Raw genomic sequence first — 23324 nt, forward strand, 5'->3', positions numbered from 1 at the left:
TTTATACTAGCGAAAATGTGCGTAAAGGTAAAGGGGAAAATCATAAAAACTGTATAAATACTGAAATGAATTCAGTAAAAATTAAGTTTTCGCCCGTTTTCAGCTTGACCCTAAGCACTCTAATCACTAAAATACGAAAACGGAGCGATTTATGAAAAGCGATAATGTAAAAAAAGGCGTGCACCGTTCGCCTCACCGTTCTTTATTTTGGGCAATGGGCTATACACAGGAAGAATTGGACAGACCCCTTGTCGGCGTATGTTGTGCAAAAAACGAAATTATTCCCGGCCATACTCATTTGGATAAAATTGCCGAAGCGGTTAAAGCCGGTATACGTATGGCAGGCGGCACCCCGATAGAATTTCCGGCCATAGGAGTGTGCGACGGTATCGCTATGGGACACGAAGGAATGCGCTATTCTCTTGTAACGCGCGAACTTATAGCCGACTCCATAGAATGTGTCGCAAAGGCTCATCAATTTGATGCATTGGTGTTGATTCCCAACTGCGATAAGGTGGTGCCCGGTATGCTTATGGCCGCAGGCCGCCTCGATTTACCGACTGTAGTGTGCTCAGGCGGCGCCATGCTTCCCGGAAAAATTACAAGCTGTTCCGGGCCGGACTGCTCGAATCCCTATGCCGGCCGCGGCTTAAGCTTATCCGATATTTTTGAAGCTGTAGGTTCTCATTTGTCGGGTAAAATAAATGAAGACGATTTGGACGAAGTGGAGCACAATGCCTGCCCCGGCTGCGGCTCCTGTTCGGGAATGTTTACCGCAAACAGCATGAACTGCGTTACCGAAGTGCTCGGTTTGGCCCTTCCGGGAAACGGCACGATACCGGCGGTAAGCGGTAAGCGTATCGCCTTTGCAAAACACAGCGGCATGGCGGTTATGAGCATGCTCGAAAAAAATATAAGCGCACGAAAGATTTTAAGCGAAAAAGCCTTTTACAACGCTTTAACCGCCGACATGGCTCTCGGCTGCAGCTCCAATACCGTGCTGCATTTGCCCGCCGTTGCCCGCGAAGCCGGTGTGCGCATCGACTTAAAGATGATAAATACCATATCGGAGCGGACTCCCAACCTTTGCCGTCTTGCTCCTGCAGGCAGTACCTTTATAAGCGATTTGGAAGAAGCCGGCGGCATACCCGCCGTTTTAGCCGAACTCAATAAAAAAAATCTCATCGAAACCGATTTGATAACCGTAACGGGAAAAACGGTCGGTGAAAACATCGCTTATGGGCGTAACCGCAACCCCGAAGTTATCCGTCCCGTTGAAAATCCCTTTTCGAGCGAAGGCGGTATTGCCGTTTTATTCGGCAATTTGGCACCCAGGGGAACCGTTGTAAAGCGTTCGGCCTGCGCCCCCGAATTGATGAAGTATTCGGGAAAGGCAAAGGTATTCGATTCGGAAGAAGACTGCTATAAGGCGGTCGAACAGCGAAAAATCGAAAAGGGCGATGTGGTTGTTATCCGCTATGAGGGCCCGAAGGGAGGGCCGGGTATGCGCGAAATGCTTGCCGTAACCGCCGCCCTTGCAGGTCAGGGCTTGGACAAAGACGTCGCCCTTATTACGGACGGGCGTTTTTCCGGAGCGACCCGCGGCGCTTCATTCGGACACTGCTGTCCGGAAGCTGCGGCCGGAGGTCCCATAGGCTTGGTGCGCGACGGCGATGTGATTTCTTACAGCATACCCGATTATTCCATACGCCTTGAAGTAAGCGATGAAGAACTTGAACGGCGTAAAGCCGAATATAAGATACCCGAATCCCATGTAAGCGGCTGCCTTATGCGCTATGCAAAATTGGTATCGGGGGCCGATGAAGGAGCCGTATTGCAATGAAGTTAACCGGAGCACAAATAGTTATAGAATGTTTGGTTGAACAGGGAGTTGATACCGTATTCGGCTATCCGGGCGGAGCCATCCTGCATATTTATGATGAACTGTATAAAAACCGGCACCGTATCCGCCATATATTAACCGCCCACGAACAGGGAGCCGCCCACGCCGCCGACGGTTACAGCCGTTCCACGGGAAAAACCGGTGTTGTGCTTGCAACCAGCGGTCCGGGAGCTGCAAATTTGGTTACCGGTATAGCTACCGCCTATATGGATTCCGTTCCCTTAGTTGCTATTACTTGCAACGTTGCAACGCATTTGCTGGGTAAAGACAGTTTTCAGGAAATCGACATAACCGGTATTACGATGCCGATAACAAAGCACAGCTATATCGTGCGGACTGTAGAACAGCTTGCCGCGGCTATACGTGAAGCCTTTATTATCGCTTCTGCAGGCAGACCCGGCCCCGTACTTATCGACATACCCAAAGACGTAACCGCCGCCCTTGCCGAATACGAACCGGTGAAAAAAAACGGTATTACCGAACTTTCGGTTTGCATTCATAAACTCGGTGCTTTGGCGCGTGCGGCAAACCCCGAACCCGTAAGTGAAAAAGAAATACAAAGGGCCGCCGCTTTAATAAATCAAGCCGAACGCCCGGTTATCTGTGCCGGCGGCGGCGTACTTTGTGCCCGCGCTTGGGACGAACTGCAAATTTTGGCGGAAAAAGCATCGATTCCGGTATGCCAAACCCTTATGGGACAAACCGCTTTTCCGGCCGCACATCCTTTATGTACGGGAATGGTCGGAATGCACGGTACAAAAGCTTCAAATACGGCAATAAGCAATTCCGACCTTATTATAGCTTTGGGTATGCGTTTTTCCGACAGAGTTATTTCCAATGCGGCAAGCTTTGCTCCCAAAAGCGCTGTTTTGCATATTGATATCGACTCGGCCGAAATCAACAAAAACGTTCCGGCCGCCTGTGCCTTGGTGGGAAATCTAAAAGATATTTTAAGCCGCCTTATTCCCCTTATAACGGTAAAATCATCATCGGAGTGGAACGCCAAAATTGCGCAGTGGAAAAATCACCTTCCGTCCATGTATGCAAAAAAGACAAAACTGCATCCCAAATTCGTTTTTGAGCATATTTACGCCAAAGTAGGGGATAGGGCGATTATCAGTACCGAAGTAGGCCAGCACCAAATGTGGGCGTCTCTTTTTTATCCCTTTTCCGTTCCCCGCTCTTTTTTAACCTCCGGCGGATTGGGTACTATGGGATACGGAACCGGTGCCGCTATCGGCGCACAATTGGGAAATCCCGACAAGGTTATCGTGCATATAGCCGGCGACGGGTCGTTTAGAATGAATTGCAACGAACTTGCAACCGTCGAACACTATAAACTGCCGATTATTATTATTATTGTAAATAACGGTACCTTGGGCATGGTGCGCCAATGGCAAAAACTGTTTTACGATAAACGCTATTCTCATACTACACTCGACAGAGGCCCCGACTTTGTAAAACTTGCCGAAGCATATTCCGTTAAAGCATTCCGCGCCCGTAACGAAGCGGAATTTACGGATGCGTTTGAAAAAGCCCTCGAATGTGCAGTATACGCCGAAAACAGAGAACCTGTTTTAATAGACAGCTATATCGATATAGATGAGCTTGTTTTACCCATGGTTCCTGCGGGAAAAGCGATAGACGATACCTTATTGGAGATAGATGATGATTAAACGTAACCCCGCCTTTCAGGCTTTAAAAGCCGGATATTTGTTTCCCGAAATCGCTTCGCGCCGCAAAGCATTTGAAGTTTCCCATCCTGAGGCAAAAATTATCAGTTTGGGAATCGGAAACACAACCGAGCCGCTTACCCCCCATATCAGCAGCGCAATGGCCGATTACTCCCGTTTTTTATCGACACGGGAAGGCTATTCGGGGTACGGCGACGAACAGGGATTAAAAGCGCTGCGTTCGAAAATTGCCGAAACCTTATATGCGGGAACGGCCGATGAGTCCGAAATTTTTATTTCCGACGGAGCGAAGTGCGATATAGGACGTATTCAGCTTTTATTCGGTGCGGATGTCGGCGTCGCGGTGCAGGACCCGGCTTATCCGGTGTATGTGGACGGCTCGGTTATCATCGGAGCCGCTTCGTCTGTGTCTGCAAAAGCCGAACCCTGTGCAAAATCTTGCAGCGAAACTTCAACCGGGGCGCATACGGGATATGCGGGAATCGTGTACATGCCCTGTACGGCTGAAAACGGCTTTTTCCCCGATTTGTCGGTTGTCCCCGAAAATTCGCTTATCTATTTTTGTTCGCCGAACAATCCTACGGGGGCGGTTGCAACAAAAGAACAGCTTAAAAAACTTGTCGATTGTGCCCTGCAAAAGGGCTGTGTTATTATCTTCGATGCCGCCTATTCCGCTTTTATACGCGACGATTCTTTGCCGAAAAGCATTTATGAAGTTGAAGGTGCGCGCCGTTGTGCGATTGAAATCAATTCGTTTTCAAAACCTGCCGGTTTTACGGGAGTACGGCTCGGATGGTCGGTAGTTCCCAAAACTCTTGTGTATGAAGACGGAACGCCCGTAATAAACGACTGGAACCGCATTATGACCACCGTCTTTAACGGCGCTTCGAATATAGCTCAAAGAGGCGGTCTTGCCGCCCTCGACGAAACGGGGTTAAAAGAAATGCGTTCGTTAACGGATTTTTATCTTGAAAATGCACGCCTTATAAAAGCCTGCCTACAAGGCGGTAATTTTAATTCCATGGGGGTACGCATTTACGGAGCGGACAATGCTCCCTATGTGTGGGCACAGTTTCCCGGTAAAAAAAGCTGGCATGTGTTCGATGAAATCCTTAAGCAGTGCCGAACGCTTACAACTCCCGGATCCGGCTTCGGGCCTTCAGGTGAAAGTTTTATACGCTTTAGCGCCTTCGGTTCGCGCAGCAATATACAAGAAGCGTGCACGCGCTTGTCCTCGTTTGCCTTATAAGCCCTTTGTAACCCCCTTTGCCGAAAAAAAACCTTCGGATTTGCGGATTTGCAGCCTTGTTGTTTTTTTGCGTTTGCGATTTTCGGATGCGCTTTATTTAAAAGCGTACCGTATACGCTGCCGAAAGCGAAACGGCCTTTGCCAAATTCCGATATTCCAAAGGTTTTAAAGGCAGCCGTATTTTAATTGAGCCGTGTGCTGTGTTAAATTCGGCAAAGGGAACAAATTGAACCGATAATTTTTGCATACTGAAGGTATCGGTCAGCGGATTTACCGTAGAAGCGCATACTATACCGCCGAAAACTCCCTGCGTTGATTTAAAATACAGCGGAATCGATTTTATCATAAACGAAGCGCCCAGCGGGTAATCTATATACGGAATATTTTCATATACGGCCTGCGGCAGATGAAACATACTCAGTGAAAATAAAACTTTTTTTACGGCAAAACGCGGTTCAAAAAAAACGTATAAGTCTGAAAGAGAAACGATGCTTTCCGTCGGCGCCGGTTTTGTTTGTATGCGGGCAACACCGCTTTGCAAAAACACATTTACAAAAGGATTGTCGCCGAGTAAAAGACTTAGGCCTGCATGAAAATCCGCCCGCCGTATTATAAGCATAACGTTGTTGCCGTTTGAGTCTTTTCGTTCTATCGGTAAGCTCGTACCGAAAATAAAATCGACTGCCAATGCATTGGAAATACCGGCTATACGGACATCCATATTAAAACAGGGCAAAGACGTTTTTTGGCTATAATATGCGTAAAACGCATGTGCAATCGGAATTCCGTATTTTATCGTAACGGCACCGCCGATACCTTTTATCGGTACCATTGCCGGCGATTCAAAGCCGATTTCTTTTTGCAAAAGATACGAGTTAAAAGGAGCGGCTCCCATATACCGCCGGGCAAAAATGTCGCTCCCTCCCGGTTCGTATTCCCCTCCGAAAAGGGAAAACTGTGCCGTATTTTTTTCTATTCTAAAACGATACATTACGGAAATTTCATCTACATTAAACAACGACGGAATATCTTTTAAATTGGGAGTTCCGAACATATTTTTGGTTTTTACGGAAATACCGGTATTGGCTAAAAAACGTTCGCCTATTTGAATTTGCGTATTATAGAATCCGCGAAAATGCATTTCCGTATTTTGTATATTCGATGCGGACAAGATATCGACGGCACCGCCGCTTGCGGTATTGGAAAAAAAATCTGCCGAAAATCCCGATACGGCGATTGCCGCAAAAAGGATAAAACAAGCAATATGTTTTGCGGATTTTAATATGGTCATAGAAATTCTCCGAATAATAGTATCCCGTACATATATCGGCAAAAAGACAGCCAAACTTAAGGGGCAAAATGACACTGAAAAAAAAAACGGCAATCAAAGATTTTTCCCCTTGACTTATCTGCATATATGACTAGAATATATTAGTATGAGTGATTACCTTGATATTAATAACGAGGAATTGCTGAAGGATTTCTTCAGTGAAGCCGAACAGCAAGTTGAAAATCTGGAAAGCAATATTCTTGTTATTGAAAATGATCCTACGAATCATGAAGCTATCGATGAGATTTTCCGTGCCGCTCATACCTTAAAAGGCGGTTCAGCTACTGTTGAAATGACCGAATTATCTACATTTACCCATGCGGTGGAAGACGTACTTGACGAATTGCGATCCGACACCATTCCGGTTACCGAAGAGGTTGTAGATGTTCTTTTATCATCGATTGACGTTATCAAGGCTATGCTTGAAGCCCGTGCAAACGGCTCGATATATGAAGAAGATGTGGAGCCCCTTAAAAGTAAACTTCATTCTTTTGCTCAGTCGGCCGGCTCCAAAAAAGATAAGGCATCTTCAAAAACTGCGGCAAAGGCCGCCGCAAAAGCTGCAGCGGCTCAATTTATGCCCACAGCCTCATCTTCTCCCGCCGCCGGGGAGTCTGCCGCTTCCGGCGGAATTCCCGACGAACTTCCGTCGCCCGCCTCCTATTTGTCGGAATACGATTTGCTTGAATTAAAGCAAATTTGCGCTTCCGGAGAAAAGTTGTGGGGAGTGACCGTCGTATTCGATGAAGCAAACCCCATGAATTCGGTCGGCGGTATTCAAGTGTTTGCCGCTCTAAAAGAAAAGGGGAGTGTTTTAAAAACCATTCCCGACTTCGAAGACTTATATGAAGATACCTTTCATCCGCAAGTCGTATACTATATTTCATCCGCATTAACCGGCGACGATATAGAAGATGCCGCATTTTTGGACGATGTCGTGCTTGCCGTCGATGCACAAAATTTGGATAATGCATCTGCGCCTTCAAAGCCCGCATCCCTGCCTCAAAAAGAGGAGGCACCCGCTCAAAGCGAATCGGGCGAAACTGAACAAAACGCCGCATCCGAACCTGTTGCCGTCGCCGCACCTGCGGCAGAAATAAAAACTGCTGTAAGCGCGCCCAAAAGCGCCGGCAAAGAAAGTTCAGCGGAAAGTTCCTCCGACGAGTCGAAGCCTGCAGCCGCTTCCGCTGCTGCAAAAAAGGCGGCGGCCGGCGCATCTTCCCATGCCTCGTCTTCGGGAAGCGTACTCCGCGTCGATTCAAAGCGCATCGATTATCTTTTAAATCTTGTCAGTGAAACCGTTATTGCAAAAGCCGCTTTTAATCAAACGGCCATTCAAGTAAACGAATTGCAAAGCGAATTACAGGGAATCGAAGCTTCTTATAAAGATCAAGTGCGTACCTTATTCGATCAAATTCCCAATTATCTTGAAAACATTCAAAACGGTAAAAATATAAAGGACATTAAGGCTATGCTTACCCAAGACTTCGGTTCTTTATATACCATGTTCGATACCTTCGATTCCAAATTCAAAGGTTTTGCCGGCAAATTCCGTTCGTATACGCAAAATTTGGGCCGCATAGCGGGAGAATTGCAGGAAGGCGTAATGAAAATCCGCATGGTTCCCATCAGTCAGATTTTTTCGCGCTTTCCGCGCGTTGTGCGCGACCTTTCCCGCGATTTGGATAAAAAAATAGATTTGATTATTGAAGGTGAAGATACCGAATTGGATAAATCGGTTGTTGAAGATCTTTTGGATCCGATTATGCACTGTGTGCGTAACTCTTTGGATCACGGTATAGAAGCCCCCGACGTTCGTGCCGCGGCCGGAAAAAACGAAACCGGAACCGTACATTTGCGTGCCCGCAATGAAGGCAATATGATAGTTATCGAAATCGAAGACGACGGAAAGGGTATCGATGTCAATGCCGTCAGAACAAAGGCGGTTGAGCGCGGTTTAATTCACCCGGATAAAATCATTACCGACCAGGAAGCGTTTCAATTTATATTTGATGCCGGATTTTCGACTTCAAAAACCATCAGCAGCGTTTCCGGCCGCGGCGTAGGCCTTGATGTCGTTAAAACGCAAATCGAAAAACTTAACGGTACGGTTATCGTTACTTCCGAACACGGTAAAGGTACGATGTTCAGTATTAAATTACCCCTTACTCTTGCCATTATTCAAGGTCTTTTAGTCAGAGTCGGCAATGAAGTATACTCAATCCCGATTGCATCGGTTATTGAAAGCCAGCGTATTAAAACGTCGGAAATAAACCGTATCGATAATTACGAAGTATTAAGCGTACGCAATGAAGTTATCAGCGTTTTGCGGCTCGGAAGACTGTTCGGTATACGGAATACGCAAGAAGCCGATATGGCATTTATTGTTATTGTAGGAACTGCCGATAAAAAATTAGGTATTATGGTTGACTCACTGATCGGAGAAGAAGATATAGTTATAAAACCGCTTAAAGATCAGTTTGCCAGTTCTCCGGGTATTGCAGGCGCGTCTATTTTAGGCGACGGTTCCGTTTCGCTTATTATAGATGTCGGACAGCTGTTGGAATTGGGCGTCAAACAGGAATTAAGCGCGCGCGAAAAAAAAACGGTACAGGCGGACAGGCTGTAATTACTTCATAGGTTTACAGATACTCGAAAGGGGTTATACATGGAAAAAGTACTGGAAAGTGTACTGGATATGCAAGTCGCTGAAGAAGCAGGCATCGATAAAAAAGAACAAATCGTAAACATAGATTTTAAAATGGTAACGTTTTCACTTGCGGGAAAGGAATATGCCATTGATATTCTTAAAATTAAGGAAATAGCGAAGGCGGGCCGCTTTACCTATGTTCCGAACAGCGCCCCCTTTGTTATCGGCGTATATAATTTGCGCGGTGAAATAATTCCGATTATTGATCTGCGCTTATTTTTTAATATTCCGGTTCCGGAGCGTTCCGCCGAAGATCAGGAAAGCATTATCATTGTCAGTTTCGGTGAGCAAAAATACGGAATTGTCGTAGACCGCATAGATCGTGTTGTGGGAATTCAAAGCAGTACGATACAGCCGCCGCACCCTCTGTTCGGCGATATCAATATAAAATATATTTACGGTGTCGTTGAAAATGCGGATCGTTTATATATTTTGCTTGATATTGACCGCATTTTCGGTATTAAGGGGGTTGAAAGATACGAGCCGCAGGATATTTCCGTTTCGGGTATGCAGCAAACAATGCAGCAGCTCCCGCCCCAAGCGGCTTTTGAACCGCCCGCATCAAAAACGGAAAAAGCTCCGACTATGGCCGATGTTTTTTCCGCAGCGGAAAAAGACAGGATAAAAGACACTTCCCAAGACAAGGCGGCTTCCGCTTCCGCCGCTTCTTCGGCGGCTTCTGTTTCGTCTGCGCCTTCTTCTTCCGCCTCCGCAAAAGCCGAAGCGCAAAAGCCGAAAGAAGATCCCGAATTTTCATTTGTTGCTCAAGAACTTGCATCGTTTAAAAAGTTCTACTTGTCCGATATAAACGAACACTGGGTGCATAAACGCTATGCCGAATGGAAAAACGAGCGTACGGCGGCGAATGTTCAGATTTTAAATGCGGATGATGCCGACGCTTTTTTAAGCCCCTTTTATTCGCGCTGTACGGGCAGCTTATGGACAAACGAGTATGCCGAAGCGATTTATGCGGTGCTGCCCGAAAATCATGCAAAACAGATTTATGTATGGAATCCCGGCTGCGGTGCGGGCTATGAAGCGTATTCGCTTGCCTGTCTTTTGAAAAAACGGTATCCGGATGCGAAAATCCGTATATATGCACAGGATACGGATTTACTTGCGGTTTCCAATGCTCCGCTTATGTTGGTGCAAAAAAGTCCCGCTTTTAGCTGGTATGATGAATATCTTTCGCAAACGGTATCCGGAGAGTGGACCTTTGCACCGGATATAAAAGATACTATTTTGTTTGAATATCATGATTGTACACATTCAAATCCCGTTTCGCAAGTAGATCTTATATTTGCAAGAGATTTTTTATCCTTTGTACCCGAAGCAAACAAAAGCACCGTACTTGAAGATTTTTATGAAAAGATTCGCGGTAACGGTTTTGTTGTTGTCGGCGATAATGAAGTTCTTGCCGATCGAAATAATTGGTTCGAAGTTATGAAAGATACCGTCATAACATATACTAAGCAATAGTTTTTTAGGAGGACAAATTGCGTGTAGAGTACATCAATCCTTTTGTTGAAACCGCATTCAGTGTTTTAACGGAAGTATTAAACGGTGAAGTCAAACGTGGTGATTTATATCTTAAGTCAACATCAATGCCGGTAATGGGTGTGGTTGCCCTTGTCGGTCTTGCCGGTGATGTCGAAGGCCGTGTTCTTTTTGATATGACGATGGAGACGGCTATGAAAATAGCTTCCCGTATGAATATGGAAGAATTAACGGCTTTTGACGAATTGGCAAAGGCGACTATTACCGAGTTAGCCAATTTGATAACCGCTCAAGCCGTTACAAAATTGCATGATTTGGGTTTTAAATTCGATTTAACCCCTCCAGCTCTTTTTACCGGTGAAAAAATGGAAATCGCAAACAACGAAGTCGAAGCATTAATTGTTCCTATGATTACCCAGCAGGGCAAAATAGAAGTCAATGTTGCTATTCGTGAAAAAGCCTAAGGGAACTAGAGGAGAAAAAAAGTATGAAAACAAAACAAGATTTTCCGTCGATAAATGAGAGGCCGCCTGAGGGGGTAAAAGAAGACGGATCGAAGGTTCGTGTTTTGGTCGTTGACGATTCAATGTTTGTTGCAAAACAGTTGGGACAAATTTTAACCAGCGAAGGGTATGAAGTTGTTGCAACCGCCGGCGACGGTCAAGAGGGTGTTGAAAAGTATAAAGAATTATGTCCGAATGTCGATATCGTAACAATGGATATTACAATGCCCAAAATGGACGGAATTACGGCTTTGGAACAAATAATGGCTTTTGATAAAAATGCCCGTGTCGTTATGATAAGCGCGCTCGGAAAAGAAGAATTGGTAAAAAAATCCCTTCTTTTGGGAGCAAAAAACTATATCGTAAAGCCTTTGGATCGTAAAAAGGTTTTGGAACGAATCGGCGCTTCGTTAAAATAAACGAGGTAAGCGGGCTATTATAAACTTTCAAACGTGAGTTTATAATAGCCCTTTTTTACTTTTATAAGCGATTCGGGTCTGTGAGCCGCTTGTTGCAAAATACAGTTTATTCTGTGTATATACGTGTACAATGTTTTTGTATGTGCATCCGTATGTATACCCCAGAGTGCAAAACTCATTTCTTCCAAAGACAGGGCTTGTTCCGCCTTGCGTTTTAAAAGGCTGTACAGTTTTTTTTCCGCAGGTCTGAATTCTTCCGGCGGGTTTTTTAAAAGCTCTATTTTATTTGCCGCATTTTTAAGTATTGTTTCTATCTTTTTTTTTGTTTCGCAGCTGCACTGTTTGTTTTGAAAAACGGGAATACTCAGTTTGTGTATATTTTGTGCATCATATAAAAATATCATAAAATCGAATTTGTCGAAAAAAATACTTGCACGGATATAAGGTTCTATTTGGGTGTTTTTATCGGCAAAAATAAAAAAATCTCTGTCCAAAATAATGCAGTCGGGAACTTTGCAGCGGATTTCTTTAAATAAGGCGCTTAAATTCCATACGGTTTTACATGTACAGTTTTCATAGGAAAGCGCATAGCGTAAGAGTCCTTTTAATCCGTTTTTTTTACACAATAAAAGAAAATACAAAACCTGCGGCTCTTCCAATACTTTAGCCCGCGAAATTAAGCGCTTGACCAAAATACTGCTATATGATATCTTTAGCGGTATGTACGGGCGATTAGCTCAGCTGGTTAGAGTACTACCTTGACATGGTAGGGGTCACTGGTTCGATCCCAGTATCGCCCATCCGTATTATTCATTATACCACAAGATTTGCAGTTTCACTACAATTTTATAATAAAAAAGGCTAAAAACTGGAGTTTTTAGCCTTTTTTTAACCGTTTATTTATTTACACGCTCCACATAATCGTTTGTTTCCGTATTAACAAGGATTTTTTCGTCCTGTTTTATAAATAAGGGGACGCGCACGGTTAAACCCGTTTCGGTAACGACAGGCTTGGTTGCACCCGATACGGTATCTCCTTTAACGTAATTTTCGCTTTCGGCAACGGTAAACACCATTTTTTGCGGAATTTTAACGTCGATGGGTTCGTCGTCCCAAAGCAAAATGGGATACACTTCGCCTTCTTTAAGATAATACTTTAAATTTTCGTTTAAATCTTCGGGAACATTAATACTGTCGAAGCTGACGGTATTCATAAAGATGTGGTTGTCGCCGTCCGAATATTGGTATTGTCCGTCTACGGTTTCCACTGTTGCGTCTTCGACAAGGTCGGGGGTTTTAATGGTTTGCGTTAAAACCGAACCGTCTTTTAAGTTTTTCATTTTAACTCGGGCAAAAGCCGTTCCCTTTCCCGGATTTACAAATTCGCGTTCAACTACTAAAAAGGGTGCGTTTTTAATAAGCAAAACCGTCCCTTTGGCGATATCGCCGCCTCTAATCATTGTTTTCCTCTCAAAAAATAATATGCTTTATTATAATGAATTTTATCTGCCGTTGCAACAGATTACAAAAAGGTTTGCTTTTAAATCAGTTTCGGTGGATTTTCCAACAGCGGTGGATACGCTTGTTTCGGAAGTCTTCGGGGATTGTTTTTTCGCTTATGTCGCTGACGCTGAAAGGATGCGGGTGCAGGCTGCGTAAAGCGTTTTCGTCAAAGGTAAGACTGCGGCTGTTTGTCGAAAAATAAAGTATACCGCCTTTGTTTAAGCGGCTTAGGCACAGGGAAACTAAAAGAGGCCAATCGCGGTTTATGTCGAGGACGGTATCGGTTTTTTTTGAATTAGAAAAAGTCGGCGGATCGAGGACGATGATATCCCATACTTGCGCACTGCGCCGCAAAAAACCGAATACATCGCTTTGAATAAGTTTAAAACGAGTTGTATCGGTAAATCCGTTAAGTGCAAGGTTGTGCCGTGCGCGCTCCAAATAGGGGACGGATAAATCCACGGAATCGACGCGCGATGCTCCGCCTGCGGCCGCGTATACGCTAAAACTGCCGGTATAACAAAAAAGGTTTAAAACACTTTTATTCTTTGCTTCGGTACGCACCGTATCGCGTAAAATTCGGTGATCGAAAAACAAACCCGTATCGACATATGAACAAAGGTTAACCGAAAACAAAAGACCGCCTTCCCGTATACGGATACACACATCATTTTCCGCTTGTTTTGCATATTGTGCCGCTTCGGTTTGTCTGTTTTTTTGCCTCCGGCGGCGTTTTACGAATATATGTTCCGGTAAAACGTTTAAGGTTTTCAAAGCCGTTTTTTGCATCGCTTCAAGCCATAAGGTTTCTTCCGTTTTATCTTTTTCGTAGGGGCGCTCGTATAAATACAGCACAAGATAAACGGTACCGTTTATGTCTTCATAGCGGTCGAGGCAAAGCGGAATTTCGGGAATATCGCGATCGTATAAGCGGTATGCATAGACTGCCGTTCGGCGCGCCCATTTTTTCAAATGGCGCTCGCGTTTACAAAGCCGGTTTGCAAACATAAGGGTTTGGGCGGCCGTTTTTGAGTCCATATCTATTTTTTTATGCGGTGCGGCTTTGTATTGTTGAGCATAAGGCTGAGCATCGCATAGCCGGACGTTAAATCTTCGCGCTGGCAAACGACTCCGCGCGGCAATTTGAGCTTTACGTTTGTAAAATTCCAAATTGCCTTTATGCTGGTTTGGGTTACCCTGTCGGCGGTTTCCTGTGCATAGGCTGAAGGAACCGTGATAATGGCTATGGTAGCTTTTAGGTTGTTGACTTGTTCTTTAAGCGTTTCAAGTGAAAAAACGGGAACGCCGTGAATGCTGCTTCCTATTTTGCGCACATCGGTGTCGAAAGCCGCGACAAAGTTCAAGCCGTGAAACTGGAATTCCTGATATCCGGTAAGGGCGGTTGCCAAATTTCCGGCACCGATAATAATGGCGTTTTTTTGTTTATCCCAGCCTAAAAAATGCTCGATGGCCGCTATCAAAGCCGCAACCGGATAGCCTTTTTTCGGTTTTCCGACAATACCGGTAATGGCTAAATCTTTTCGTACCTGTATGGGTTCCAAATCCAGTTCTTGGGCAATAACGGTACCCGAAATAAACTCATATCCTTCGCTTTGCACGTTTTTTATGATATGTAAATAAGAAGGCAGGCGGCGGATTGAAGGCGTTGCCGGTATTTTTTGTCTTACCAAAATAGGCTCCCTATAATAAAGTTTCTTTGTAGTATACAGTAAAAACGCAAAATTGTGAAGAGGCGGAAAGTATAATATATATCACGCGATTTTAAAAATCGTTTTTTCTAAACTTTAATTATGCGAATTCCGAAAATTAAAGTACGGGTAACCGGACAGGGAGGCTTATAATGAACGGTCTTACACGGACTTTGGATATTCTTCATCGCGCACTTGATGTGAATGCACTGCGCTATCAGATTACGGCGCATAACTTGACAAATGCCGAAACGCCGAATTATAAGCGTACCGAAGTTAATTTTGAAAGTCAGCTTAAACGGGCTTTCGAATCGGAAAAAACGGCTCAAGATCATGCACGGCTTATTACAAGCGATCCGCGTCATATAAGCAACGACACCTTTATCGATTATCGCACCGTTGAGCCAAGACGTGTAACCGATTATTGGAGTACGGTACAGCCGAACGGCAGCAATGTCGATCCGGAACAGGAAGCTATGAATGTTTTGAAAACCCAAATGACGTATCAATTATTAAGTCAGCTGACGGGTTTTCATTTTTCACAGGCAAAGGTTATTTTAAAGTAGGTGCAAAGCCGGCTTAAAGCAGCCGAAAAATCGGCTTAAAGTAAAGAGGTAGGATATGGGACTTTTTTCAAGTATAAATATTGCGGCAACGGGTTTAAGCGCACAGCGTTTCAGATCCGACGTTATATCCGATAATATTGCAAACGTATCGACAACCCGCACGCAGGACGGCGGTCCTTTTAAACGTTCGCGCGTTATTTTAGCGTCGGCTCAAAAAAAACCGACGTTCCGCAGTCCCTTTGTGCCTGAAAGTTTGGATAAGGGAATAGGCGAGGGGGTGCGCGTTATGAGAGTCGAAAAAGATACCTCTGCGGGAACCTTGCTTTACGATCCGACACATCCGGATGCCATTCAATCCGGTCCGAACGCCGGCTATGTCGAACTTCCGAACGTAAACATTGTAAACGAAATGGTGGATTTGATTTCCGCGTCGCGTGCATATGAAGCGAATACAACGGTTATTCAGGGAGCAAAAGAAATGTTTCAGCAAGCCCTTGTCATAGGTCAATAATCGCGGTACAATAAAGAAGGAGGGGATTCATGATTGATGCGTTGAAGTTAATACGTTCGGATGCCGCACATATAGGAAGCGGCCCGATGGTTTTTTTAGCGGGGAAAAGTACGGTTTCGGCTTTTGAATCAAATCCGGGTAAAGCAAACCGTACCGCATTCGACCGTTACTTACTGGATGCGGTGCAATATGTAAATCAAAAGCAAATTGATGTTACCGATATGGAACAGCAGCTGGTAACGGATCCCGATTCCGTAGACCCGCACGATGTAACGATTGCAATGGCTAAAGCGAATCTGTCGCTTTCCATCGCGCAAAATGTTATAAGCCGTCTTACGCAGGCATGGAACGAAATTACTTCCAACAGGTAGACAAATTCCGTAAACTGTGCTATAATAAGACATTATAAATTACAGAAGTAAGTTCGTTCACGGAAGCGGCTTTCGCTTTCGACGGGAGGGTGCATGAACGAATGGCTCAAAAAGCTTTTTCTTCAAATTAAAGAGTTATGGTCAAAATGGACCTTAATTCAAAAACTTATTCTTATCGGAATTTTGGCGGCGCTTATCGTCGCCCTCATTTTTGTTTCCGTTTTTTCTTCACGTCCGACAACCGTTCCCCTGTTCAGCGTTCCGGTTACCGATCAAACGATACGCGACAAAATCGTGTACCGGCTTGCACAGGAGAATATTCAAACCCATGTAACCGATGCGGGTATGATTTCGGTTAACGACGAAGCGACCGCCCGCAGAATGCGTGCAATCCTCGTGCGTGAAGATTTGGTGCCGGGCAATGTCGATCCGTGGAATCTTTTCGATGTGGAGCGTTGGACGGTAACCGATTTACGGGAAAGCGTCAATTTACAGCGTTCCATTACGGCTCAAGTAACCCAGCATATCGAATCTTTGGACGAAATAGACCGTGCGGAAGTGGTACTCGGTATGCCGGAAAAAGCTTTGTTTACTGCGGATCAAAAGCCGATAACCGCTAGTGTTATTTTGACGATAAAGCCGGGAAGCGATTTTGCTTCGAAGAAAAAAAAGGTTGAAGGCGTTCAAAAATTGCTTATGATGGCCGTTTCGGGCTTAAAACCCGAAAACATTACTATTGTCGATTCGGCCGGCGATGTTTTAAACGATTTTGACGGCATGGCGGAAATGGAACGTGTCGATATTATCGCAAAAGAGCAAATTCTTATTGCAAACCTTGAAGGCGCATACAGTAAAAAGATTCTTGAAACCCTCCAAAAGAATTTCGATAAGGACCGCGTGCGCAACTTGAATATAAAAATCGATATGGATATGTCGAAAAAAGAGATCAATTCAACCGAATATTTTCCCTTTACGATGCGCCCCGACAACAAAGACACGCCTTACGACGATTCGGAGCTTTTGGAATCCGTAACGATTTCCTCCCAAGTTATAGACAGAACATGGCGGGGTACCGGCTATAACCCCGAAGGTCCTGCCGGCCCGGAAGGACAAAATCCTCCCGTATATTCCGATATGTCCAATTTATACGGTATCGATCAGCAGCGTTCCGAAACGCGCAATCAAGTTATAAACACTCGGCAAACGCAGGAAACAAAAAGTCCGGCTATCGACCGCGTAACCGTTTCGGTAAACATAGACGGTTTGTGGAAGCGTAAAACGGATCCGGAAACGGGTAAATTGCTGATAACGCCTGCCGGAAGCATCGAGCGCGAATACATTCCCGTACCCGCCGAAGATTTGGAAAAGGCAAAACTTTTGGTGCAGGATGCTATAGGGTATAACCGCGACCGCGGCGATTCGGTTACCGTTACGAATATTGCCGTTGACCGGAGCGCTCAGTTTGCCGCCGAAGACCTTGCCTATATGCGCGCCGAACAAACGCGGCGTACCGTTCTTTTATCGGTTATCGGCGTCATAGCGGTGTTAATCGCCTTTATTTTATTCCGCATTATTTCGCGCGAAATGGAACGAAGACGGCGGCTTCGCGAAGAAGAATTGCTGCGCAAACACCAGCTTGAGCGTGAAAAAACGCTGTGGGAAGCCGAGCAGGCGGGAATGGAAGTTACTATGTCCGTTGAAGAACGCGAACGCGCGGAACTTCAGGAAAGCGTTATGTCCATAGCGCGTGAGCATCCGGAAGATGTGGCGATGCTTATACGTACATGGCTTATGGAGGAATAAGATGGCGGGACCCCAATCAAAACCCGTTTCGACTGTAAGCGGCGGAGCTAAAAAAGGAAAAGATTATAAAAATCTCAACGGCCGTCAAAAAGCCGCTATTTTTATGGTTGCATTGGGAGCCGATATATCGGCCGAAATTTTTAAACATTTGCGCGAAGACGAGGTTGAAACCCTTACCTTCGAAATTGCCCGTTTCGATACCGTAGACGCCGAATTAAAAGACGCCGTTTTGCGCGAATTCCAGGATTTGATTAAAGCGCAAAACTTTATTACTTCCGGCGGTATCGACTTTGCACGCGAGCTTTTGGAAAAATCTTTGGGAAGTCAAAAAGCCATCGATATTATTAACCGGTTGACAAGTTCTTTGCAAGTGCGTCCCTTTGACTTTATCCGCCGTACCGATCCGGCGCACCTTTTGAACTTTATTCAGCAGGAACATCCTCAAACAATCGCCCTTATTTTGGCTTATTTGGAACCGAATAAAGCTTCGATTATTTTACAAAATCTGCCCGATGAAATTCAAAGCGATGTTGCGCGCCGTATTGCGACGATGGACCGTACGTCGCCCGATGTTTTGCGTGAAGTCGAACGTGTTTTGGAAAAAAAGCTGTCCACCCTGTCGAGTGAAGACTATACGGCTGCAGGCGGTGTCGAAAGTATCGTCGAAATCTTAAACTTGGTTGACCGTTCTTCGGAAAAGTCCATCATCGAATCTTTAGAAGAAGACGATCCCGATTTGGCCGAAGAAATTAAAAAGCGTATGTTCGTTTTCGAAGATATCGTTATGCTGGACGACCGCGCCATTCAAAAAGTTATGCGTGAAGTCGATACGCAGGAACTGGCGAAAGCGCTTAAAGCTGTCGATACTGAAGTACAGGATAAGATTTTCCGCAATATGTCCAAGCGCGCCGCAAGTATGCTGAAAGAAGATATGGAATTTATGGGACCGGTACGCTTAAAAGACGTTGAAGAAGCACAGCAAAAAATCGTATCCACAATCCGGCGCCTTGAAGACAGCGGCGAAATTGTTATTGCCCGCTCCGGAGAAGATGAACTTGTAGTGTAGGAGTAATGTTATGGCGAAAACGGTTTTCCGTCCGACGGAAATTACCAAATCCGATCAAAAGGTGCTGCTCAAGTTAAGCCATACCTTTGAAACCGAGCCCGAAGAACCGGAAGCGGAAGAAATCCCCGAATATGTCGGCCCTACCGCAGATGATTTACGCCGCGAAGCGGAGCTTTTTAAAAAAAATTGGGAAACCGAAAAGCAAAAGCTGTTGGCGGATGCGGAAGTTGAAGCGCAGGAAATCGTAAAAAAAGCCGAACAATCCGCCTTCGATGAAGTTAAACGAAAAACGGATCAAGCTGCGGTTATAAAAAAACAAGCCGAAGACGAGGCGGCCCGTATCATTAAAGATGCGGAAAACCGTTCGCTGGATATTATACAGGAAGCCGAGCGGCGTTACGAAAAAAATGTCAGCGATGCCCGCAAAGAAGGTTTTGATAAGGGGCACGAAGACGGTTATCAAACCGGCCGCCAAGAAGTTTTGCGTCTTATAAACCGGCTTCATGTTATCGTTGAACGCACAATGGACAGGCGTAAAAATATTTTGGAAGAAACCGAACAGCAAATTGTCGATTTGGTACTGCTCATTTCGCGAAAAGTCGTAAAAATTATATCGGAAAATCAGCGCAATGTTATTATGTCGAATGTGCTGCATGCTTTGCGCAAAGTAAAGGGGCGCGGAGATGTAACGATACGAGTTAACCTTGCCGATATGGATTTGACGAGCGAACATGTAAAAGATTTTATAGAATCCGTAGAAAGTGTAAAAAGCATAACGATTGCCGAAGATTCGGCTGTCGATAAGGGCGGCTGTATCGTTGAAACCGATTTCGGATCGATCGATGCGCGTATTTCAAGTCAACTTGCGGAACTTGAGCAAAAAATACTTGAAATTTCTCCCATAAGAAATATTTCCGGTGCCTCCGTCGTTGAGCGGGAATAGAGATTTTTAAGCTCATGGAAACGATTTTTACCAAATATGTCGAAAGAGTGGAACAAACCGAAACGGTGCACTATATAGGGGCGGTAATCAGGGTGCGCGGAATGCTCGTTGAAAGCCGCGGCCCGCAAGCGGTTATCGGTGAAATCTGCAAAATAGCCGTTCCTTCAGCGCAAACGTATATTTTAGCGGAAGTTGTCGGCTTGTACGATACGACCGTTCAGCTTATGACATACGGCGACACAAAGGGTATAGAAATCGGCTGCACGGTAACGGCATCGGGTTCCGTTTTGCAAGTTGCGGTGGGGCGCCAGCTATTGGGCAGGGTCTTGGACGCAACGGGTAAAGCCTATGATAAAAAAGGCGAAATTGCCGCATCCGTTTTTTATCCCGCCCTCGCATCCCCTCCGGATCCGCTTGACCGCATGCCCGTAAAAAAACGTATTGTAACGGGTGTGCGCGCAATCGACTCTTTGTTGGCTGTCGGGAAAGGACAGCGTTTGGGCATTTTTTCCGGTTCCGGCGTCGGAAAATCTACCCTTTTGGGAATGATTGCCCGCAATACCGATGCGGATGTTAACGTTATCGCATTAATCGGAGAGCGCGGCCGTGAAGTGGTCGATTTTTTACAGCGTGATTTGGGCGAAGAGGGCTTAAAACGTTCGGTTGTGGTTGTTGCGACTTCGGATCAATCGCCTATAGCGCGCATTCGGGGGGCGTATACGGCAACCGCTGTCGCCGAATATTTCCGGGATCAGGGAAAAGACGTTATGCTTATGTTCGACTCGGTTACCCGTTTTGCGCGCGCCCAGCGTGAAATAGGACTTGCCATAGGGGAGCCGCCTGCGCAAAGGGGGTATACGCCGAGTGTTTTTGAAACCCTGCCTAAATTGCTTGAACGAAGCGGTACTTCTCAAAAGGGAAGTATAACCGGTTTTTATACGGTGCTGGTTGACGGGGACGATATGGATGAACCTGTTTCCGATACGGTACGCGGAATTTTGGACGGTCATATTGTATTAAACCGAAAATTGGCTCAAGCGTATCATTTTCCGGCAATCGATATTTTAGCGAGTATCAGCCGTCTTGCCAAGCGCGTTTCCGGTCCGCAAACGCAAAAAACGGTGGCCGCAATCCGCCGTTCTATGGCTATATACGCCGAATCCGAAGATATGATAACCGTCGGCGCATATCAAAAGGGGTCCAATCCTGAAGTGGATGCGGCGATAGATTTGCATCCGGCTATCGAAAAGTTTTTAATGCAGGAAGAAGGCGAAAAAACGACGATTGAAAAAACATTAACCGATTTCGGCGCATTGGCCGGTATTGAAATTCCGTCCGAAGAATGGGACGATAAGGGTGCGGCTGCAGTATGAAGCGTTTTTCATTTAATTTGCAAAAATTACTTGAGCTTCGTGAATTTGAAGAAAAAAACGCAAAAACGGCATTGGCAGCCGCTATTTCGGAAGCGGATAGGATAAAAGCGGATTTGCACAATCTTGCAGCCGAGCGCGTGCGTGTAAACAAAAACCGAAACGACAGGGTGGATGTGCGTACGCTTATGGCGTTGGAAAACTATGTAAAACGCCTCGACGTGAAAAAAGACGAGCTTTTGGAAAACTTGGCCGCATCCGAATTGCTTATAGAACAGCGGCGTGAGCTTTTTAAAATTGCCATGCAAAAATCCAGTGTGCTGCATAAGTTAAAAGAAAAACAATTTTTTACATGGCGGAAAGAAAATACTAAAGCGGAAGAATCTGCTTTGGAAGATGCCGCCTATTCTCAAAAATACGGGGCTGTCTAAAAAACGGAAGTTTTTTAGACAGCCCTCAGTGCTTAAAAAAAGATTCGGAACAATCCCTTTAATCGGAACAATTCGTTTTTTTTAATATTTAAAATCGCTTCCGCCGATAAATTCCCGTATAAGCGATTGACCAGGAACGTAATTTGCCGGAATGGGTGAAAAGTTATTTAAAAAACGCAAAAGGCGGCCGGCTTCCGCATATTCGCGCTGTAAAGGCGTTACGCAGCGTAAAAGAGGTTCGATATATATTTTTAAAACGGCCAATTCGTAATCGAGGGCGGTATTGAGCATTGCATCCGCATTGTCTTGGAAGGGGAAAATATGAAGCCTTTCGCCTTTTTGAACGTTCGGCCACATTTTTATCGTATCGGCGGCCGATTTGCCCCTAAATTGGGAATCGCGCACAATGCGGCGTATAAGCCTGTTATCGCTGGTCGGGATACGGTTGTGATCGTCCAAGTTAAGCTGGGTTAAAGCCGAAAGGTAAATTTTAAATTTATGCTCTTTGTGTACCGAAGGGGTGAGTTTGTCATTTAACCCGTGGATGCCTTCCATTATAAGGATGTTTTTCGGATCCAAGCGCATGGTTTTTCCCGTGTAATAGCGTTCGCCTTTAACAAAGTCATAGGAAGGAAGTTTTATTTCTTTGCCGTCGAATAAATCCTGTAAATCGCCGTTTAACTGTGCGACATCGAGGGCTTCCAAAGCTTCGTAATCGTAATCGCCGTTTTCATCCTTCGGAGTTAATTCGCGTCCGACATAGTACGAATCCAATTCTATTACTTTCGGCTGATAACCGAGTACTTGCAGCTGCATGGACAGTTTTTTTGAAGTTGTGGTTTTGCCGGAACTTGAGGGGCCTGCAATAAGAACGGTTTTTACATCTTGACGTTCTTTTATTTGGTCGGCAATGTCGGCTATGCATTTATTTTGCAGGGTTTCGGTTATATTTATAAAATCGCTTACTTTGCGCGTGGCTATCAATTCGTTTAAGTCGGCAGCCGATGTAACTCCAAGCATTTTTCCCCAATCTTTATACCGCTTGTATACGTTGAACAATTGAGGAATATCTTCGAATTTACCGATTCGATCGGGTTCGGCAGTTGTCGGATAGCGCAGCAAAAAACCTTCGCCGTAAGGCATTAAATCAAAATGCGTCAAATAACCGGTGGAAGGCAAAAGAGGAGCAAAATACAAATCGGAAAAACCGTTGAGCGTATTGATTTTAAAATGCGGCGGACATATGAAATTCAATTGTTTGCGTGTTTCGCGCATATTGAGTTTTTCAAACAGCCCTATAGCTTCTTCATACGAAATAAAGCTTTGACGTATGGGATAATTTTTTGCTGTAAGCTCCTGCATTTTTTCTTTGAGTTCCCGTATCGAGTCAATCGATATCGGCGTATCCGTATCCAGCGTATAGTAATAACCGTATCCGAGACTGTGTCCGACGGCAAGGCGTTTTCCGGGAAAAATTTCATGGGAGGCAGCCGCAAGCAAAAAGCATAAGGACCTTCGGTAAATGGCCGATCCTTCGGAAGAACCGGTACATACGGGTTCCAATGTTCCGCTGTTTTGGAGCGGCTGGGCGAGTGAACATATTTCGTTGTTAAAACGGACGGCTATAATTGAAGATGCCGCTTCATCAAAAAAATCCAATAAATCGGATGATTTACATCCTGCCGCAACTTGTATAACCTTTGCGCCGCTCAGAGTTATTGTAATGGTATTCATAGTCGTTTTTAT

21 protein-coding genes and 1 tRNA gene are annotated in these 23324 nt (G+C 45.1%); 16 read left to right on the plus strand and 6 right to left on the minus strand.

Going from position 1 to position 23324, the window contains the following annotated elements; translation table 11 throughout:
- Positions 1-151 precede the first annotated feature (151 nt).
- From ilvD to H0R92_RS10660, 3 genes are read left to right on the plus strand one after another with little or no spacing between them, the layout of a single operon-like run.
- Positions 152-1843: a dihydroxy-acid dehydratase gene (gene ilvD / locus H0R92_RS10650; protein WP_432964396.1), complete on the plus strand. Its 1692-nt coding sequence runs from the start codon at positions 152-154 to the stop codon at positions 1841-1843.
- A complete protein-coding gene (gene ilvB / locus H0R92_RS10655) occupies positions 1840-3579 on the plus strand; it encodes a biosynthetic-type acetolactate synthase large subunit (RefSeq protein WP_432964399.1) in 1740 nt (579 codons plus the stop codon). Before ilvD ends, ilvB begins: the two co-directional genes overlap by 4 nt.
- Positions 3572-4846, plus strand: a complete 1275-nt coding sequence (locus H0R92_RS10660; RefSeq protein ID WP_432964593.1) for an LL-diaminopimelate aminotransferase — start codon at positions 3572-3574, stop codon at positions 4844-4846. Before ilvB ends, H0R92_RS10660 begins: the two co-directional genes overlap by 8 nt.
- A gap of 97 nt (positions 4847-4943) precedes the next feature.
- On the opposite strand, the gene H0R92_RS10665 is transcribed toward H0R92_RS10660, so the two are convergent.
- Positions 4944-6137: a hypothetical protein gene (locus H0R92_RS10665; protein ID WP_432964402.1), complete on the minus strand. Its 1194-nt coding sequence runs from the start codon at positions 6135-6137 to the stop codon at positions 4944-4946.
- Positions 6138-6282: 145 nt separating this feature from the next.
- On the opposite strand from H0R92_RS10665, the gene H0R92_RS10670 reads away from it, so the two are divergent.
- The 4 genes from H0R92_RS10670 to H0R92_RS10685 are packed head-to-tail and all read left to right on the plus strand — an operon-like array spanning position 6283 to position 11305.
- The gene (locus H0R92_RS10670) at positions 6283-8805 is read left to right on the plus strand and encodes a chemotaxis protein CheW (RefSeq protein WP_432964405.1); all 2523 of its coding nucleotides are present in this window, start codon (positions 6283-6285) and stop codon (positions 8803-8805) included.
- Between the two features lie 39 nt (positions 8806-8844).
- On the plus strand, positions 8845-10365 hold the full coding sequence (locus H0R92_RS10675; RefSeq protein ID WP_432964408.1) for a CheR family methyltransferase: 1521 nt from the start codon (positions 8845-8847) through the stop codon (positions 10363-10365).
- Positions 10366-10382: 17 nt separating this feature from the next.
- The gene (locus tag H0R92_RS10680) at positions 10383-10847 is read left to right on the plus strand and encodes a chemotaxis protein CheX (protein WP_432964411.1); all 465 of its coding nucleotides are present in this window, start codon (positions 10383-10385) and stop codon (positions 10845-10847) included.
- Between the two features lie 23 nt (positions 10848-10870).
- Positions 10871-11305 carry a response regulator gene (locus H0R92_RS10685; RefSeq protein ID WP_432964414.1) on the plus strand — a complete coding sequence of 145 codons (435 nt, stop codon included), beginning with the start codon at positions 10871-10873 and terminating at the stop codon, positions 11303-11305.
- Between the two features lie 17 nt (positions 11306-11322).
- Here the strand turns inward: H0R92_RS10685 and H0R92_RS10690 are convergent, their stop codons facing one another.
- Positions 11323-11997: a hypothetical protein gene (locus H0R92_RS10690; RefSeq protein WP_432964417.1), complete on the minus strand. Its 675-nt coding sequence runs from the start codon at positions 11995-11997 to the stop codon at positions 11323-11325.
- A 34-nt stretch (positions 11998-12031) separates the two neighbouring features.
- On the opposite strand from H0R92_RS10690, the gene H0R92_RS10695 reads away from it, so the two are divergent.
- A tRNA-Val gene (locus H0R92_RS10695) sits at positions 12032-12105 on the plus strand.
- A gap of 96 nt (positions 12106-12201) precedes the next feature.
- Here the strand turns inward: H0R92_RS10695 and efp are convergent.
- From efp to H0R92_RS10710, 3 genes are all read right to left on the minus strand, one after another.
- Positions 12202-12765, minus strand: coding sequence for an elongation factor P (efp, locus tag H0R92_RS10700; RefSeq protein WP_432964420.1), 564 nt, complete (start codon positions 12763-12765; stop codon positions 12202-12204).
- Positions 12766-12850: 85 nt separating this feature from the next.
- Positions 12851-13846 (minus strand): class I SAM-dependent methyltransferase, encoded by a 996-nt coding sequence (locus tag H0R92_RS10705; protein ID WP_432964423.1) that lies wholly within the window; start codon positions 13844-13846, stop codon positions 12851-12853.
- 2 nt (positions 13847-13848) lie between these two features.
- Complete coding sequence (locus H0R92_RS10710) at positions 13849-14499, minus strand: redox-sensing transcriptional repressor Rex (protein ID WP_432964426.1); 651 nt, start codon at positions 14497-14499, stop codon at positions 13849-13851.
- A 170-nt stretch (positions 14500-14669) separates the two neighbouring features.
- Here H0R92_RS10710 and flgB point away from each other — a divergent pair, with 170 nt between their 5' ends.
- The 8 genes from flgB to fliJ all read left to right on the plus strand — a co-directional run bounded on the left by flgB (position 14670) and on the right by fliJ (position 21578).
- The gene (gene flgB / locus H0R92_RS10715; protein WP_432964429.1) at positions 14670-15083 is read left to right on the plus strand and encodes a flagellar basal body rod protein FlgB; all 414 of its coding nucleotides are present in this window, start codon (positions 14670-14672) and stop codon (positions 15081-15083) included.
- Positions 15084-15138: 55 nt separating this feature from the next.
- Positions 15139-15594 (plus strand): flagellar basal body rod protein FlgC, encoded by a 456-nt coding sequence (flgC, locus tag H0R92_RS10720; protein ID WP_432964432.1) that lies wholly within the window; start codon positions 15139-15141, stop codon positions 15592-15594.
- 29 nt (positions 15595-15623) lie between these two features.
- The gene (gene fliE, locus H0R92_RS10725; protein ID WP_432964435.1) at positions 15624-15965 is read left to right on the plus strand and encodes a flagellar hook-basal body complex protein FliE; all 342 of its coding nucleotides are present in this window, start codon (positions 15624-15626) and stop codon (positions 15963-15965) included.
- Between the two features lie 93 nt (positions 15966-16058).
- A complete protein-coding gene (gene fliF / locus H0R92_RS10730; RefSeq protein ID WP_432964438.1) occupies positions 16059-17768 on the plus strand; it encodes a flagellar basal-body MS-ring/collar protein FliF in 1710 nt (569 codons plus the stop codon).
- Position 17769: 1 nt separating this feature from the next.
- A complete protein-coding gene (gene fliG / locus H0R92_RS10735; protein WP_432964441.1) occupies positions 17770-18834 on the plus strand; it encodes a flagellar motor switch protein FliG in 1065 nt (354 codons plus the stop codon).
- 10 nt (positions 18835-18844) lie between these two features.
- Positions 18845-19777, plus strand: coding sequence for a flagellar assembly protein FliH (gene fliH, locus H0R92_RS10740; RefSeq protein WP_432964445.1), 933 nt, complete (start codon positions 18845-18847; stop codon positions 19775-19777).
- 14 nt (positions 19778-19791) lie between these two features.
- The gene (locus H0R92_RS10745) at positions 19792-21150 is read left to right on the plus strand and encodes a FliI/YscN family ATPase (protein ID WP_432964448.1); all 1359 of its coding nucleotides are present in this window, start codon (positions 19792-19794) and stop codon (positions 21148-21150) included.
- Positions 21147-21578: a flagellar export protein FliJ gene (gene fliJ, locus H0R92_RS10750; protein WP_432964451.1), complete on the plus strand. Its 432-nt coding sequence runs from the start codon at positions 21147-21149 to the stop codon at positions 21576-21578. The genes H0R92_RS10745 and fliJ overlap by 4 nt, the downstream gene beginning before the upstream one ends.
- An 81-nt stretch (positions 21579-21659) precedes the next feature.
- Here the strand turns inward: fliJ and H0R92_RS10755 are convergent, their stop codons facing one another.
- On the minus strand, positions 21660-23312 hold the full coding sequence (locus H0R92_RS10755; protein ID WP_432964454.1) for a nucleoside kinase: 1653 nt from the start codon (positions 23310-23312) through the stop codon (positions 21660-21662).
- Between the last annotated feature and the right edge of the window lie 12 nt (positions 23313-23324).

It is taken from the genome of Treponema sp. OMZ 840, from assembly GCF_050937815.1.
Classification (GTDB): domain Bacteria; phylum Spirochaetota; class Spirochaetia; order Treponematales; family Treponemataceae; genus Treponema_C.